Below are 15,838 nucleotides of genomic sequence, written 5' to 3' on the forward strand. Positions count from 1 at the left end.
AATAAATTTACGCCACCTTTATACAAAACGAAGGATTGCTTTGTTTTAGTGTTAAAATTACAAAATGTTTCTCGAAAATACAGTAAATCATAAAGAACAATTTGGATGGATTGAAGTTATTTGTGGCTCAATGTTTTCTGGTAAAACAGAAGAATTGATTCGCAGGTTGAAACGCGCCCAATTTGCAAGACAGAAAGTTGAGATTTTTAAACCTGCGGTTGATGTACGCTATGACGACGAAAAAGTCATATCTCATGATGCCAACGAAATCAGGTCTACGCCAGTGCCTGCCGCTGCAAACATCCCTATTCTAGCAGATGGCTGTGACGTAATAGGTATTGATGAAGCCCAATTTTTTGATGATGAAATTGTACGTGTTTGTAATGATCTAGCTAACAAAGGAATTCGTGTTATAGTAGCTGGTTTAGATATGGATTTTAAAGGAAATCCTTTTGGACCTATGCCTTATTTAATGGCAACCGCAGAATATGTTACCAAAGTGCATGCAATTTGTACAAGAACTGGAAATTTAGCCCAATATAGTTACAGAAAATCTAAAAACGATAACTTGGTATTACTAGGAGAAGTAGACGAGTATGAGCCTTTAAGTCGTGCTGCCTACTACAAATCTATGCAACGTGACAAGGTTAGAAACATGAATGTAAATGATGCTGAAGAAATAGATTCTAAAGACAACGATAGCTAATGCCTAAAACCCAAGAAACTGTTTTAGAGATAGACCTAAACGCTCTAAAACACAATTATCAACACCTTAAAAACAAGGTGCATCCAGAAACCAAGTTTCTGGCTGTTGTTAAAGCTTTTGCCTACGGAAGTGATTCTGTTGAAATTGCAACATATTTAGAATCTCTAAATGTAGATTACTTTGCTGTAGCTTATGTTAGCGAAGGCATACAACTTCGAGACGCTGGTATTACAAAACCTATTTTAGTTTTGCACCCGCAATCTGTAAATTTTGAAACAATTATAGAACGCTGTTTAGAACCAAGCCTTTATAGCCAGTATGTTTTAAACGCTTTTATTGAAGTAGCTGAAGCAAAAAAGCAACAAAACTATCCGGTTCATATCAAATTTAATACAGGGTTAAACAGATTAGGGTTTTCAGAAAAAGAGGTTACTCAAGTTAGTGATCGCTTATTAAAAACCAAATCTGTAAAAGTAGCTTCTATGTTTTCACATATTGCTGCCAGTGAAGACTTAAACGAGAAAGCTTTTACACTAAACCAAATACAAACCTTTAAAAACATTACTCAAGAATTTAAAGAGCAAATTGGCTATCACCCAATGATGCACATGTGCAACACATCAGGGATATTAAACTACCCTGAAGCACATTTTGATATGGTTCGCTCTGGAATTGGTCTCTATGGCTATGGAAACTCTGAAAAAGCAGATGCTTTCTTAAAACCAATAGCTACACTAAAAACCATTATATCTCAAATTCATAAAATAAATACAGGAGATTCTGTAGGATATAATCGTGCCTTTATTGCAAAAAGACCAACAAAAACCGCCACAATTCCTATTGGTCATGCTGATGGTATAGGACGACAATATGGAAAAGGCAAAGGTTTTGGGGTTATAAATGGAAAAAAAGCGCCTTTTATTGGTAATGTATGTATGGATATGATTATGCTTGATGTTACTGATATAAACTGTCAAGAAGGCGATGAAGTTGTTCTTTTTGATAAAAAAACAACAGCTGCAAGTTTTTCAGAAACTGCCAATACTATTTCTTACGAAATAATAACATCAATAACACAACGTGTAAAGCGAATTTTCCTAAAATAGAACATGATCATTTCTTGTTTTATTTTTTTTAATTAATTTAGAAACTTAATCACTAACTATTACAATTTATTATGCTTAAAGAATTTAAAGAATTTGCCATGAAGGGCAATTTGGTCGACATTGCTGTAGCATTTGTCATGGGTGCTGCATTCAACAATGTAGTAAAATCATTTACAGGAGGCATCGTTTCTCCTTTGGTAGGTTTAATTTTTAATACCGATTTTAAAGATTTAAAATGGATAGCAAAAGAAGGCACTATTAATGAAGCTGGTGAAACTGTAGGTGAAGTAGCTGTGCTTTATGGTGAATTTATTACCAATGTGCTTGACTTTGTCATTGTAGCCTTTGTTATGTTTATGCTTATTAAAGGTATTAACAGTTTAAAGAAAAAAGAAGAGCCTGCTCCAGCTGCTCCAGCAGGACCATCAGACAACGATTTACTAACTGAAATTAGAGATTTATTAAAAAAATAACTGTTTGTTAAAAATATAACAATCTATAATTTCTTGTTAAAAAGCCTTTGTATTCATAAAAACAAAGGCTTTTTTAATTTATAAAAAAGAATTAATAGTTAGCTTTGTTAAACATAATTAAATCAAAAAAGAAGCCATGAAAATAGCTGTAGTTGGTGCCACTGGAATGGTAGGCGAAGTCATGTTAAATGTATTAAAAGAACGTAATTTTCCTGTTACGGAATTAATTCCTGTTGCATCAGAAAAATCTGTTGGTAAAACCATTGCGTTTAGCGGTAAAGACTACACCGTTGTTTCTCTAGCAACCGCTGTTTCTTTAAGGCCAGATATTGCTCTATTTTCAGCAGGAGGAAACACATCATTAGAATGGGCTCCTAAATTTGCTGAAATAGGCACTACTGTTATTGACAATTCATCTGCTTGGCGAATGGATCAAACAAAAAAACTTATTGTTCCTGAAATAAACGCAAGTCAGTTATCAAAAAATGATAAAATTATAGCAAACCCTAATTGCTCTACCATACAAATGGTTATGGCATTAGCACCTCTTCATAAACACTACAAAATAAAACGTATCGTTGTCTCAACATATCAATCTATATCTGGCACTGGAGTCAAAGCAGTAAAGCAACTAGAAAACGAATTAGCAGGTATAAAAGGAGAAATGGCTTATCCATACCCTATTCATCAAAATGCTTTACCACATTGCGATGTTTTTGAAGAAAATGGTTATACCAAAGAAGAAATGAAATTAGTTCGTGAAACTCAAAAAATTCTTGATGACAAAACAATAGCGGTAACAGCAACAGCTGTAAGAATACCTACAGCTGGTGGACACAGTGAATCTGTAAATGTTGCCTTTGAAAAGGATTTTGACCTTACTGAAATACGCAACATTTTAAGCAACACTCCTGGTGTAACTGTACAAGATAACCTCAATGAAAACTCATATCCAATGCCTATTTATGCCAATGGTAAAGATGATGTTTTTGTTGGTAGAATTCGTAGAGATGAGTCACAACCTAACACCTTAAATATGTGGATTGTAGCTGATAATTTAAGGAAAGGTGCAGCAACAAACACCGTACAAATAGCCGAATACTTGGTTGAAAACAGCCTTTTATAAAGCCATAACCGTATAAATCAACAAATTATAACGTTCTTGTGTTTTTTTTCGTAAATTGGTGTGCTTTTAACACAAGTTTATGACAAAAAACTACTTAACTGTTATTTTTATTATTGTTTTCGGAATGTGCATATGCTCGTGTTCTTCCGATGACAACTACATACCTTTTACTAATCCAGAGGGTGAAAATAACACACAAGAGTCTCCTGTAAATTTTAATATAAATGAGGTTCCTTACGCAAACCTTTCTGATTATAATTTTTTTGAAGGCGATTTAAAAGACCTAAATCCTGTATATGGTGTTTTACCTTATGACTTAAACTCTCATTTATTTACAGATTATGCAAAAAAGAAACGTTTTGTATGGATGCCAAAAAACACAAGTGCACAATATATAAACGATTATAGCTCGCTTAACTTTCCTGATGGTGCTGTTTTAATTAAAAATTTTTACTACGATAACGTACAGCCTCAAAACACAACTAAAATCATAGAAACTAGACTTATGATTAAAAAAGCTGATGGTTGGATTTTTGCAAATTATATATGGAATAACGACCAAACAGAAGCAACTTTTAATCTTGACGGGGCAATAACAAATGTAACATGGACTCAAAATGGTGAAACCAAAAACGTCGCATATCACATACCACCCGAAAGCGAATGCTTTACTTGCCATAAAATAAACGCTGAACCTATGCCTATTGGCCCTAAACCACAAAATTTAAATAAAAGTATCACTTACGCTGAAGGCACATTAAATCAATTAGAAAAATGGCAACAATACGGATACCTTGAGCAAAACATTCCTTATACAATAAACTCTACAGTAAACTGGGAAGACACAACGCAACCCATTGATTTAAGAATGCGATCTTATGTTGATATTAATTGTGCACATTGTCACTCTGATTACGCACACTGTAATTACAGGCCTATGAGGTTTCCATTCCATGAAAACAATGACGAAACAAACCTAGGTGTTTGCGTTGAGCCTGAAGAACAATTTGGAGGCCTTAACTATATCGTAGTTCCCGGTAACATCAACAGGTCTATGCTCTATTTTAGAGTGAGCACAACCAACGACCAAAGAAAAATGCCTTTACTAGGTCGGACGCTAGTTCAGGAAGAAGCTATAGCTATGATTGAGGAATGGATAAATTCAATATCAACAACATGTCAATAAACTATTTTAACCCTCACTATAAATTATGAAAAAAATCACGTTATTATTCGCAAGCGTCTTTTACAGCCTGCTTTTTTACGCACAAGATGACTGTAATTCAGCCATTGCAGTTACCGCAGGCACACACACGGTAACTCAAATAAACGGAACTCAAGGCACATCTATTATTTGCGCCGGAACGGGTAATGGATCTAGGGCAGAATGGTATACTTTTACACCAACAATTGACGCTAATGTAACTGTATCAACCAGTTTAGCTCAAAACTCTGGAGGCGATACAAGAATTCAAATATATGAAGGCGCATGTAACTCCTTGAATTGTGTTGGCGGAGATGATGATAATGGCAACGTCTACCTTTCTATAGCAAGTTTTAACGCTACTGCCAATACCACGTATTATATCGCATTTGACAATAGGTGGAGCTCTAGTGGCTTTGACTTTGAAATAACATTAGATGACCCTCTTCCGCCACCTCCTTTTTCTTTTTCAGGACAAACACTAGCAACCACAGGCTCAACAATGGGTATTGTTGACATGAACGGTGATTTTTTAGATGATATCATTGCTATCCCTGGATCAGGTGGTGTTTATAATCTAAATATTTATTATCAACAAATCAATGGAACATTTGTTAGCGAAAGCTATACTCCTCAAGCTAGTAGATCTCCTACATGGAGTTTAGCAGTTGGAGACATTGATGCTAACGGCTATAACGATTTAATATTTGGAAACAGCTCTGGATGCAATATAATTAAAGCCAACCATAATGGCTCAGCCTATACAACCGTATATGATAATGGTGGTGTTTTTACACAACGTACAAATTTTGTAGACATAAATAATGATGGCCATTTAGATGTTTTTGTTTGCCATGATGTAGACCCAAGTGTTTATTATTTAAATGACGGTAACGGCAACTTAACATTTTATAGATCTCCAGAAATAGGCACATCAAACAGCTCTCCTTACCAATTAGGGGCTTACTATTCTGGTGGAAATTATGGGTCTATATGGATTGATTATGATAATGATAGAAACCTAGATATGTTTATGGCTAAATGCGGTGGCGCATACCCAAGATATGTTAATCAAATGCACAGGAATACAGGAACAGATTATGTTGAAAATGCTAGTGATATTGGTTTAGCTGATGGAGATCAAACGTGGTCTGCTGCTTGGGGAGATTTTGATAATGACGGTGATTTAGATGTTTTTGTTGGCGCTAGTTCGGGACCTCATGTACTTAAAGCAAATAACGGAGCTCCAAATTACACATTTACAGACATAACTTCTAGCTCTGGTGTAAGCGCCTTAACTACAACATCTAGAGAACATGTTACTTATGACTTAGATAATGATGGCTACCTAGATATCATTTCAGGAAACAATGTGTTAAGAAATAATGGAGACATGACCTTTACACCATATTTAGATGTATTTTCTGGTAGTGGCGCTTTTGGAGATTTGAATAATGATGGTTTTATTGATGCGTATAGAGGATCTTCAGTTTATCTAAATGATGGAAACAACAATAACTGGATAAAAGTTACTGTAGAAGGAGGTGCTACAACTGGTATGAGTAATAGAAATGGAATTGGTGCTAGAATTGAACTTCACACACCTTCAGGGGTACAAATTAGAGACATTAGAAGTGGAGAAGGTTTTGAGTTTATGAATACTTTAAATGCTCATTTTGGTTTAGGCACAGAAACACAAATTGACAATATTATCATTTATTGGCCTTCAGGAATTATTGATAATGTATATAGCCCATCAATTAATCAAACTATTAAAGTAAACGAAGGTGAAACTCTCACGGTTCAAGACGAAACATTAAGCAACCTTACTATTTATCCTAATCCTGTAAAAGACGTAATTAACCTTCAAAGTAATGAAAACTTAACAAGCAGAATTGCTACTGTTTTTGATATAAACGGTAAAAAAGTACTTAACCAAAGATTACAAGACAACACGATAAATGTTTCTAAACTTCAAAGTGGTTTTTACATCTTAAGACTAGAAAGTCAAGGCAAAGTAGTAAACAGAAAATTTATAAAAGAATAATCTATTCTTAAATATAAAAACTTAAAAACCGCCACATCTGTGAGCGGTTTTTTTTGTATACTTTTGCAGTATGCTTCAAGTAAAAAACATCTATTTTTCCTATAAAGACACCCCTGTTTTAAAGAATATCAATTTCTCTATAAAACAAGGAGAACACTTATCTATAATTGGTGAAAGTGGTTCTGGAAAAAGCACGTTACTAAAATTAATTCATGGTGAATATGATTTGCTTAAAGGGGATATTCTCTGGAAAGATCAAGAAATTCTAGGACCTAAATATAATTTGGTAATTGGCTACGACTTTATGAAATATGTTGCTCAAGAATTTGAGTTAATGCCTTTTATATCGGTTGAAGAAAATATTGGGAAGTTTCTTTCTAATTTTTATCCTAATAAAAAAAGAAAACGTATTAAAGAGTTACTTGATGTTGTTGAACTTAATGCTTTTTCAAAAACTAAAGTAAAAGATTTGAGCGGTGGACAAAAACAACGAGTTGCACTTGCTAGAGCTTTAGCTAAAGAGCCTGAAATTATTTTAATGGATGAGCCTTTTAGTCATATTGACAGCTTTAAAAAACAATCGTTAAGGCGTCGCTTGTTTAACTATTTAAAAGAAAAAAAAATCTCATGTATTGTTGCAACTCATGACAAAGAAGATGTACTTGGTTATGCAGATACAATGCTGGTTTTATCTGATACTAAAGTGCTTGCTTACAACACGCCACAAACATTATATAATAAACCCAACAATGCTTTGATTGCTTCTTTTTTTAATGAATACAACATTATAAACAACACCATTGTTTATGCTAATGAGCTTATAATTACTGAAGAAAAATCAGATATAATAGCTATTGTTACACAAAGCTATTTTAAAGGGTATTACTACCTTATTGAAGCTAAAATTAATAATGATATTATTTTTTTTGAGGCTAAATCTTCAATAAAAAAAGGAGCTGAAATTGCTCTTAAAATTATAAAAAATACATTATAGTACTTGGTCTATTTCTATTTTTTGATTGTTAAAAACTATTATATCTCCTTCTGTTTTTCCCATTAAAAGTTTTCCAATAGGCGTTGTTGGTGATATTGCATAAAAATTATTAGTTTCGGTTGTTAGTTTTCCTATACTGATTGCTATAAAATAATGGTTTTGTGACGTGAAAACCACACTTCCTAGCCCTATTATTTTGGAATGACTAGAAGCATCTATTTTGTATAATACGTGCTTAAGATTTTCTGTATTGGCTAACTGATTTCCTGCTTTTTCACGTTCTAATTGTAACATGGCTCTGCCTGTTTCGTGTTTGTCTCCAGCACTACTTTTGGTTTCAGACAGCAATGCTTCTTGAATGCCTTTAATAACATTAAGTATTGTTGCTATTTGTGATTCTACAACTTCTAAACTCTTAATATGTAATGTTTGTTTTACTGTCATTCTAACAATGCGGTCATTTCATTACCAATTAAACTACCAATAGCTACACCCATACCTCCTAATCTAACACCACAAAAAACATTATCGCTGACTTGTTTAACAATTGTTCTTTTAGAACAACCAACTCCCATAATACCGCTCCATCTATGATCAATCTCAAATGAAACATCTGGTAAAATGGTGTTTTTAAGTAACATTTCTAAATGATTTTGAATAAGATCAGTTTGTCCAAACTCAGTTGTTTCTTCAGTTTTAAAATCTAAATTTCGCCCTCCGCCAAATAAAACTCTATCATTAATGTTTCTAAAATAATAATACCCTTTGTCTAAATGAAAAGTTCCTTTTATGTGTAAGTGATCTATAGGTTTTGTAATTAAAACTTGAGCTCTGGCTGGTTTTACAGGCTCGTTAAGTAACTGTGAAGCAAAACCATTTGTTGCTATAAATAGCTTTGATGTTTTAAAATCGAAATAATTAGTCTCTATCTGAACACTATTAGTTACGTCGCTAAAGCGTTTTACTGTTATGTTATTTAAGATTTTTACACCTAAAGTTTGTGCCTTAATAATTAAGGCATTCATCATTTCTCCCGTATCTAATTGCCCTTCAAAAGGTGTGAATACATACTTATTTTGAATATTTTTAAAACCAAACTTATTGGCGTTTAAATAAAAAGTATCTCGTTTAAAAATTGGATACAAAAGCTTATTAATATTCTCTATTTGAGATATGCATTCATTAAAAAAAGTATTGTCAGTATCTGAAAACAATTCATAACCACCATTTTGATGATATGATATTGTTTTGTCTCCTAAATTCTCTCTTAAAAGTTTTAAGCCTTGTATTCGTTTACTAACAAGTGTTTTAACCTCTTCTTCAGAATGCGATTTTAAATCGTCTAATATTTCACTTAAGCTACCAAAACAAGCAAAACCTGCGTTTTTAGTACTAGCTCCATGAGGAAAAACACCTTTTTCTAAAACCACAATTTTAGACTTTGGAAAACGCTTTTTTAAACTAATAGCACAGTTTAAACCTACAATACCACTACCTATAACCGTATAGTCAATATCAGTAAGCCACGATTTTATTTCCCAATAAGATACATTTATCATGTTTTAAATTTAAAAAAGAAAAGCTCCTTAATAGGAGCTTTTCTTAAGTTTGTTTCTCTGAAAAAATTATTGTACAACAATCTTTTTAGTAACGGTTTTAGAACCTGATTTTACTTGTAGCAAATACATACCAGCTTGTACATCTCCTAAATTTATGTTTTCATTAAATGCACCTGTGTTTTTGTAACCTTTGTTAAACACTAGTCTACCTCTGATATCATAAACTTGTACGTCAACATTTTCATTACCTGCATTTAATTTAATATTAAAATCACCGTTATTTGGGTTTGGATAAACAGAGAAAGAGTCTTCTAAACTAAACTCGTTAGTAGATAATTGAGGAATAAACCCTCCTTCTTCACAAATTGTTAAAGTAACACTATTCCATGTAGCTCGGTTTCCATCTACTAGAATATCTCCAACATAAAATACCCATTCTCCAAGAGAACTCTCTCCATCAGCAAAGCTCAATGCATCAGTAGGTATAATACTATCTCCAACATTTGTGTTTCCACAGTCAATAGCATTTCCTTCATCGTCGTAGGTTACAATTAAGTCTTCAGAACTATCACAGCCTCCCCAACTTAATCTGTGGAATCCATCGGTCTCAAAAGGTCCTCTTAATGCTGTACGAATTTCATCAACATTAGTTGTAGTAATATCAACACTTACATTAACATCTGTTATTGTTACATTATCTGTTATATCTAATAAATAGCCACTAAAACTTGTTCCATTTTCCTCTAATAAAATTCCAGCATTAAACACGTAGTCTTGGCATACATTCCCTGGTACATAAGAATAGTTTCCTATTGCAAAAAAGTTATCGTTTACATTAAAGAATATACCATTAACTGCCTCTACCATTATTCTACAATACGGTGCGCTTACGTTAGGGACAGTAATTGTATAAGTTCCATTATTAGGTACATTAGATGCTAATACTGTTGTAAATTCAGCATCTGGGTTTTGAGATGTAGATAGTAATATATTTACATTAGACTCTCCGATCAAGCCAGCATTAGTTCCTGCAACATCCCAAGTTATTGTTTCCATTTGTCCTGGTGTCCATACAATTTGATCCGTATTTTGAGATGTAACAACAAATGGGCCAGCTGTTGTAGTAACTGTTGCTGTCATACCATCTGATGCTGTTTGTCCTCCTCTTGGATCATTATCACGTACAGTTACTTGAAAGTCAAGATCTCTATTAACAGACACTAATTTTTCCCATGCTGTTGATCCTCCAGACTCTAATAAATCTGGTATATTAGGTATATATCTTGTTGGGTTTGTTGTTCCTGCAAAAGAGCGAACAACTGGTCCTGATATAGTAGTCTCAGAAGGTACTCCTGCTGTACCTAAATCGTATTGTTCCCAAGTATAAGTATGAGTTGCTGTACCATCTGGATCTGTTGAAGAAGCTGTTAATTTATATGGTGTAGACATTGGAATATAATAATCCGCACCAGCTTCGGCTGTTGGTGCTGAGTTACCAGTTGCTGATAACGCCCCACAAGTACTATTACCAATAGAAACATTAGACCAAATCATTTGAATACTCTTTTGGTGAAAATATGCATCACTATTTGACTGAACATTATCTGGCGTACAAATACCAGCATAAGCCATTATTGTAGACCCACTTCCTGGCTCATAAGCATTTGACGCTGTTCTATTTCCTCCACCACAATTTCCTGAAATACTATTAAATGTATGTGGTGCACCATATTGATGTCCCATTTCATGACACACATAATCAATATCAAAAGCATCACCAACAGGCGCATTCAATCCTGTTACACCTCTTGCTTTATTAGATGTACAAGGAGAGTTTAATGCAGCAATTCCACCGCCACCAGTACTAAATACGTGACCTATATCATAATTTGCTGAACCAATAACACTATTTAAAACAGTTGTGTTTTGACCTAACATTGCTGAACCACTCTCATTACTATAAATATCAGAATTTATATAAATTACATCAAGGTTATTTGGTACTAACTCCATAGTTATAGAAAATTCTTTTTCATATATACCATTTACACGAGTCATAGTAACAACCATAGCGGCTAAAACAGCTGCTTTTTTATCAGCTTCAGGTGCTAAAACAGGAACCCCTGCTTCATTCCAATGAAATGAGGCATATTCAACAGTACATGCTAAAGCTAATCTAAATGTACGTAGATTACCATCATTTGCATTTCTTGCTGCATGAACATCAAAATCAGATTCTAAATCTAAATGTTCATCATCAACATACTCACAAACAAAACCGTCTTCTAAATTAGGTAGGTCTCTTTTTGCATAAACAACATATCCGCGGCCATCTTTGGAATAAGGATCTATAAATTCAGTTCCTCTTTCAGACGATAAAAACATACCATGTAAGCCTTGGTTTGTAATACTAAACCTGATAATTGTTTCAGGGTTTTCTATACTTTGCCCAACATAAGATCTCAATTCTGGAAATTGAGCTTGAAGATCTGGGTGTAATACTGATGCTTCAGCCACTCTAAAAGATTCAAAATTACCATTTGCTGTTGGGAAATCTACAATTGTATTTGATGTCATTCTTGAGTTATCCAACCTTGCTGGTGCACTTTCAAGCCTACCTCTTAAAGCTGTTATATCTAACTGATAAAAATCTCCTTTTTTAGGCTCTGTTTTTCTTATGGTTAGCTCTTTATTAGCAAAACTACTTTTATCTTTTTTTGACCAAAAAGACTTGTTTTGACCATAAAAGTTAGCAGTAAATATTACAGCTAATAAAAACAAACCACACTTCGTGTAATTATTTTTCATGTTTTAATTTTTTATTAATTTTATAAAAATACTCCGTTATTTTAAAACTGACAAAGTTTTAACATACAGAAGTCCTATTTATGATACTTTACTAATATGAAAACACTTTTTTTAACCTTTCTTTTTGCCTCTATTTTATCTTGTGCCAACAAGCAAAATAAGTTAATGGGTAATAAAGACGAAAAAACGGTTTCTATATGTCCTGAAGACGGACAATGCAAATTGACTGTTCTAAAAAATAAATCTATTAAAATTAAAGAAGATGAATTTGGCGCAACCTATTCTCAAATAACTGATAGCAACAATATTTTAATAGAATTTGAGTATAAACGAAATGAAATTCAGAATACAGCTGATAGCAGCTACAAAGAATTAGTATACATAGAACTTAACCCTAGTAATCTAGAAGTTAATTATTCTGATGCCGATTTAAAAAAAGCAAATATTACTTATGGTAGATTATGTTTTTGTAGAGGACAAACGGGCTACTACAACATTTTATCTGGTAACTTAAAAATAAAAAAAACCGGTGACAAGCATTATCGATTAGAGCTAAACTTTAAAACTTCTGAAGTTCCTCAAATTATCTCATACATAAAAGACGATTTTTCGATATAAAAAAAGCTCTGAAATTTTCAGAGCTTTTTTGTTTATTCTGCTTCTTGAGGTTGTTGTATTTCAAAATCTTCCATAAATTTTGTTGTATAGTTTCCAGCAATATAATCTGGATTATCCATTAACTGTCTATGAAAAGGTATGGTAGTTTTTATTCCTTCAATAACAAACTCATCAAGTGCTCGTTTCATTTTGCTTATAGCCTCTTCTCTAGTTTGAGCTGTAGTAATTAACTTTGCTATCATAGAGTCGTAATTAGGTGGAATTATATATCCTGCATATACGTGCGTATCTAAACGAACTCCGTGTCCGCCAGGAGCATGTAGCGTTGTTATTTTTCCTGGTGAAGGCCTAAAATCATTGTAAGGGTCTTCAGCATTAATTCTACATTCTATTGAGTGTAAATTTGGTGTGTAATTTTTTCCTGAAATAGGCACACCAGCTGCTACCAATATTTGCTCACGTATCAAATCAAAGTCTATTACTTGTTCCGTAATTGGGTGTTCTACTTGAATACGTGTATTCATTTCCATGAAGTAGAAGTTTCTGTGTTTATCAACTAAAAACTCTACAGTTCCAGCACCTTCATATTTTATGAATTCTGCAGCTTTTACAGCAGCTTCACCCATTTTTTTTCTAAGTGCATCTGTCATAAATGGCGATGGCACTTCCTCTGTTAATTTTTGATGACGGCGTTGTACAGAACAATCTCTTTCTGATAAATGACATGCTTTTCCTCTTGAGTCACCAACCACTTGAATTTCAATATGTCTTGGCTCTTCAATAAGTTTCTCCATATACATATCGTTATTACCAAAAGCAGCTTTTGATTCTTGTCTAGCAGAATCCCAAGCGTTTTTTAAGTCTTCTGGTTTCCATACGGCACGCATACCTTTTCCTCCACCACCAGCAGTTGCTTTAAGCATTACTGGGTAACCTATGTCTTTTGCTAATTTTTCACACTCTTCAAAATCATTGATAATGCCATCACTTCCAGGTACACATGGTACTCCTGCAGCTTTCATTGTTGCTTTCGCAGAGGCTTTATCTCCCATTTTGTCTATCATATCGGCAGAGGCACCAATAAATTTAATGTCGTGCTCTTCACAGATTTTAGAAAACTTTGCGTTTTCTGATAAAAACCCGTAACCCGGATGTATTGCATCTGCATTAGTAATTTCTGCAGCCGCAATAACATTAGACATTTTTAAATATGACTCACTACTTGGCCCAGGACCTATACAAACAGCTTCGTCTGCAAACTTAACATGCAAACTTTCTGCATCTACTGTTGAGTATACTGCTACTGTTTTTATGCCCATTTCTTTACAGGTTCTAATAACACGTAGTGCTATTTCACCTCTATTGGCAATTAGTATTTTTTTAAACATAACTTGTGTTTTTAAAAATTTCAAATTCCAAACTCGTTGTCTTTATGGTTTTAGACAAATTTCAAATACTGAATTTTTGAGTCCTGCTTAATCAGGTGAGAATTGGAATCTTTAAATTGGTTATGATGGATCTACCAAAAATAATGGTTGATCAAATTCTACAGGTGAAGAATCGTCAACTAAAACTTTTACAATTTTACCAGAAACTTCAGATTCTATTTCATTAAACAGTTTCATCGCTTCAATGATACACAATACATCACCTTCTTTAATTGTTTGACCAACTTCTACAAATACTGGTTTATCTGGAGATGGTTTACGGTATAATGTACCAATGATTGGAGATTTTATTGTAATATATTTTGAATCGTCTGCGCTAGTAGCTGGTGCTGCAGCTGCTGGTGCTTGTGCTGGCGCTACTGGTTGAGCAACAGCAGGAGCTGCTTGAGCCACAGGCGCATTTACAGGTATTTGTTGAACGTAGGTTGTTGTTTCTTTATCATCACTACCTGTTCTAATTGTGATTTTTACATCTTCGGTTTCTAATTTAACTTCGCTTGCGCCTGATTTAGCTACAAACTTTATTAAATTTTGAATGTCTTTTAAATCCATAGTTATTTAGATATTAAAAATTTGTTTTTTTGTTAATTTAGGAATTGTAGGCCCATTTTAGGTAAATAGATCCCCATGTAAATCCGCCACCAAATGCAGCAAATATCAGTTTATCTCCTTTTTTAAGTTGAGATTCGTAATCGTTAAGTAACAGAGGTAAAGTTGCTGATGTTGTGTTTCCATACTTATGGATGTTCATCATTACTTTTTCTGGTTCTAATTCTATTCTATTGGCTGTTGCATCAATAATACGTTTGTTTGCCTGATGCGGCACTAACCATGAAATGTCTTCATTTGTAAGGTTGTTACGTTTCAGTATTTTTTCTGACACATCTGCCATATTAAATACAGCATTTTTAAATACTGTTTTTCCGTCTTGGAATACGTAGTGTTTACCTTCTTCAAGAGCTTCTGGTGTTATTTTGTACGATGAACCTCCGTAGGTTGCTTGCAAAAACTCTCTTCCTGCTCCATCACTTCTTAAATATTCATCTTGAAGTCCTAATCCGTCTTCATTTGGTTCAAATAACACAGCACCAGCTCCATCTCCAAAAATAATACACGTTGCTCTGTCTTCATAATTGATCATTGAAGACATTTTATCAGCACCTATAAGTAAAACCTTTTTGTATCTACCTGATTCAATATAACTAGAAGCTACAGACATCCCGTAAAGAAAGCTAGAGCATGCTGCTTCTAAATCAAAAGAGAATGCATTTACAGCGCCTATTTGTGAGGCTGTGTAAGCGGCTGTTGCGGCAGCTTTCATATCTGGAGTTGCTGTTGCAACAATTACTAGGTCTATTTCTTCAGGATTAATACCTTTTTTATTTATAAGGTCTTTTGCTGCTTCTATAGCTAAAAAAGAAGTCCCTTTTCCTTCTTCTTTAAGAATTCTTCGTTCTTTTATACCTGTACGTGTGGTAATCCACTCGTCATTGGTGTCAACCATTGTTTCTAGAATTTGGTTGGTTAACACATAGTCTGGCACATAGGCTCCTACAGCTGTAATTGCTGCTGAGATTTTACTCATAATGTTTTATTTAATTTTACCAAAAACAGCTGTTTGTAACACAAAATGTGCTAAAAACAGATTTTTTAGGCTTAATTTTATGCAAATTAAGTCGTTTTTGGCATCTATAAAAATTTATCACAAAAAAAACGCTCATGAGAGAGCGTTTTAATATATGCATGCAT

Annotated in this window: 14 protein-coding genes; 8 read left to right on the top strand and 6 right to left on the bottom strand. The window is 33.7% G+C overall.

Annotated elements, in window-relative coordinates; all coding sequences use genetic code 11:
* The first annotated feature begins 64 nt into the window (after positions 1-64).
* From ABD690_RS02880 to ABD690_RS02910, 7 genes are all read left to right on the top strand, one after another.
* On the top strand, positions 65-706 hold the full coding sequence (locus ABD690_RS02880) for a thymidine kinase (protein WP_344726852.1): 642 nt from the start codon (positions 65-67) through the stop codon (positions 704-706).
* The gene (gene alr / locus ABD690_RS02885; RefSeq protein ID WP_344726854.1) at positions 706-1,812 is read left to right on the top strand and encodes an alanine racemase; all 1,107 of its coding nucleotides are present in this window, start codon (positions 706-708) and stop codon (positions 1,810-1,812) included. The genes ABD690_RS02880 and alr overlap by 1 nt, the downstream gene beginning before the upstream one ends.
* Positions 1,813-1,883: 71 nt before the next feature.
* On the top strand, positions 1,884-2,285 hold the full coding sequence (mscL, locus tag ABD690_RS02890; RefSeq protein ID WP_344726856.1) for a large-conductance mechanosensitive channel protein MscL: 402 nt from the start codon (positions 1,884-1,886) through the stop codon (positions 2,283-2,285).
* A gap of 136 nt (positions 2,286-2,421) precedes the next feature.
* Complete coding sequence (locus ABD690_RS02895) at positions 2,422-3,411, top strand: aspartate-semialdehyde dehydrogenase (protein WP_344726858.1); 990 nt, start codon at positions 2,422-2,424, stop codon at positions 3,409-3,411.
* A gap of 79 nt (positions 3,412-3,490) precedes the next feature.
* Positions 3,491-4,597: a hypothetical protein gene (locus tag ABD690_RS02900; protein WP_344726860.1), complete on the top strand. Its 1,107-nt coding sequence runs from the start codon at positions 3,491-3,493 to the stop codon at positions 4,595-4,597.
* 25 nt (positions 4,598-4,622) lie between these two features.
* A complete protein-coding gene (locus tag ABD690_RS02905) occupies positions 4,623-6,662 on the top strand; it encodes a T9SS type A sorting domain-containing protein (protein WP_344726862.1) in 2,040 nt (679 codons plus the stop codon).
* A 70-nt stretch (positions 6,663-6,732) separates the two neighbouring features.
* Positions 6,733-7,656 (top strand): ABC transporter ATP-binding protein, encoded by a 924-nt coding sequence (locus ABD690_RS02910; RefSeq protein WP_344726864.1) that lies wholly within the window; start codon positions 6,733-6,735, stop codon positions 7,654-7,656.
* Here the strand turns inward: ABD690_RS02910 and ABD690_RS02915 are convergent.
* From ABD690_RS02915 to ABD690_RS02925, 3 genes are all read right to left on the bottom strand, one after another.
* Positions 7,651-8,100, bottom strand: coding sequence for a 3-oxoacyl-ACP synthase (locus tag ABD690_RS02915; RefSeq protein WP_344726866.1), 450 nt, complete (start codon positions 8,098-8,100; stop codon positions 7,651-7,653). The genes ABD690_RS02910 and ABD690_RS02915 overlap by 6 nt on opposite strands.
* The gene (locus tag ABD690_RS02920) at positions 8,097-9,212 is read right to left on the bottom strand and encodes an NAD(P)/FAD-dependent oxidoreductase (RefSeq protein WP_344729281.1); all 1,116 of its coding nucleotides are present in this window, start codon (positions 9,210-9,212) and stop codon (positions 8,097-8,099) included. Before ABD690_RS02920 ends, ABD690_RS02915 begins: the two co-directional genes overlap by 4 nt.
* Positions 9,213-9,281: 69 nt before the next feature.
* Entirely contained in the window at positions 9,282-12,023 is a 2,742-nt protein-coding gene (locus ABD690_RS02925; protein WP_344726868.1) for a zinc-dependent metalloprotease, read from the bottom strand.
* 96 nt (positions 12,024-12,119) lie between these two features.
* On the opposite strand from ABD690_RS02925, the gene ABD690_RS02930 reads away from it, so the two are divergent.
* On the top strand, positions 12,120-12,641 hold the full coding sequence (locus ABD690_RS02930) for a hypothetical protein (protein WP_344726870.1): 522 nt from the start codon (positions 12,120-12,122) through the stop codon (positions 12,639-12,641).
* 32 nt (positions 12,642-12,673) lie between these two features.
* Here ABD690_RS02930 and accC read toward each other — a convergent pair whose 3' ends face one another.
* The 3 genes from accC to ABD690_RS02945 form a co-directional block, all read right to left on the bottom strand.
* Positions 12,674-14,029, bottom strand: coding sequence for an acetyl-CoA carboxylase biotin carboxylase subunit (gene accC, locus ABD690_RS02935; protein WP_344726872.1), 1,356 nt, complete (start codon positions 14,027-14,029; stop codon positions 12,674-12,676).
* A gap of 120 nt (positions 14,030-14,149) precedes the next feature.
* Entirely contained in the window at positions 14,150-14,641 is a 492-nt protein-coding gene (accB, locus tag ABD690_RS02940) for an acetyl-CoA carboxylase biotin carboxyl carrier protein (protein WP_344726874.1), read from the bottom strand.
* Between the two features lie 37 nt (positions 14,642-14,678).
* The gene (locus ABD690_RS02945; protein WP_344726876.1) at positions 14,679-15,674 is read right to left on the bottom strand and encodes a beta-ketoacyl-ACP synthase III; all 996 of its coding nucleotides are present in this window, start codon (positions 15,672-15,674) and stop codon (positions 14,679-14,681) included.
* Positions 15,675-15,838: the final 164 nt, after the last annotated feature.

Origin of the sequence: Corallibacter vietnamensis (assembly GCF_039537875.1) — a bacterium.
Lineage (GTDB): Bacteria > Bacteroidota > Bacteroidia > Flavobacteriales > Flavobacteriaceae > Corallibacter > Corallibacter vietnamensis.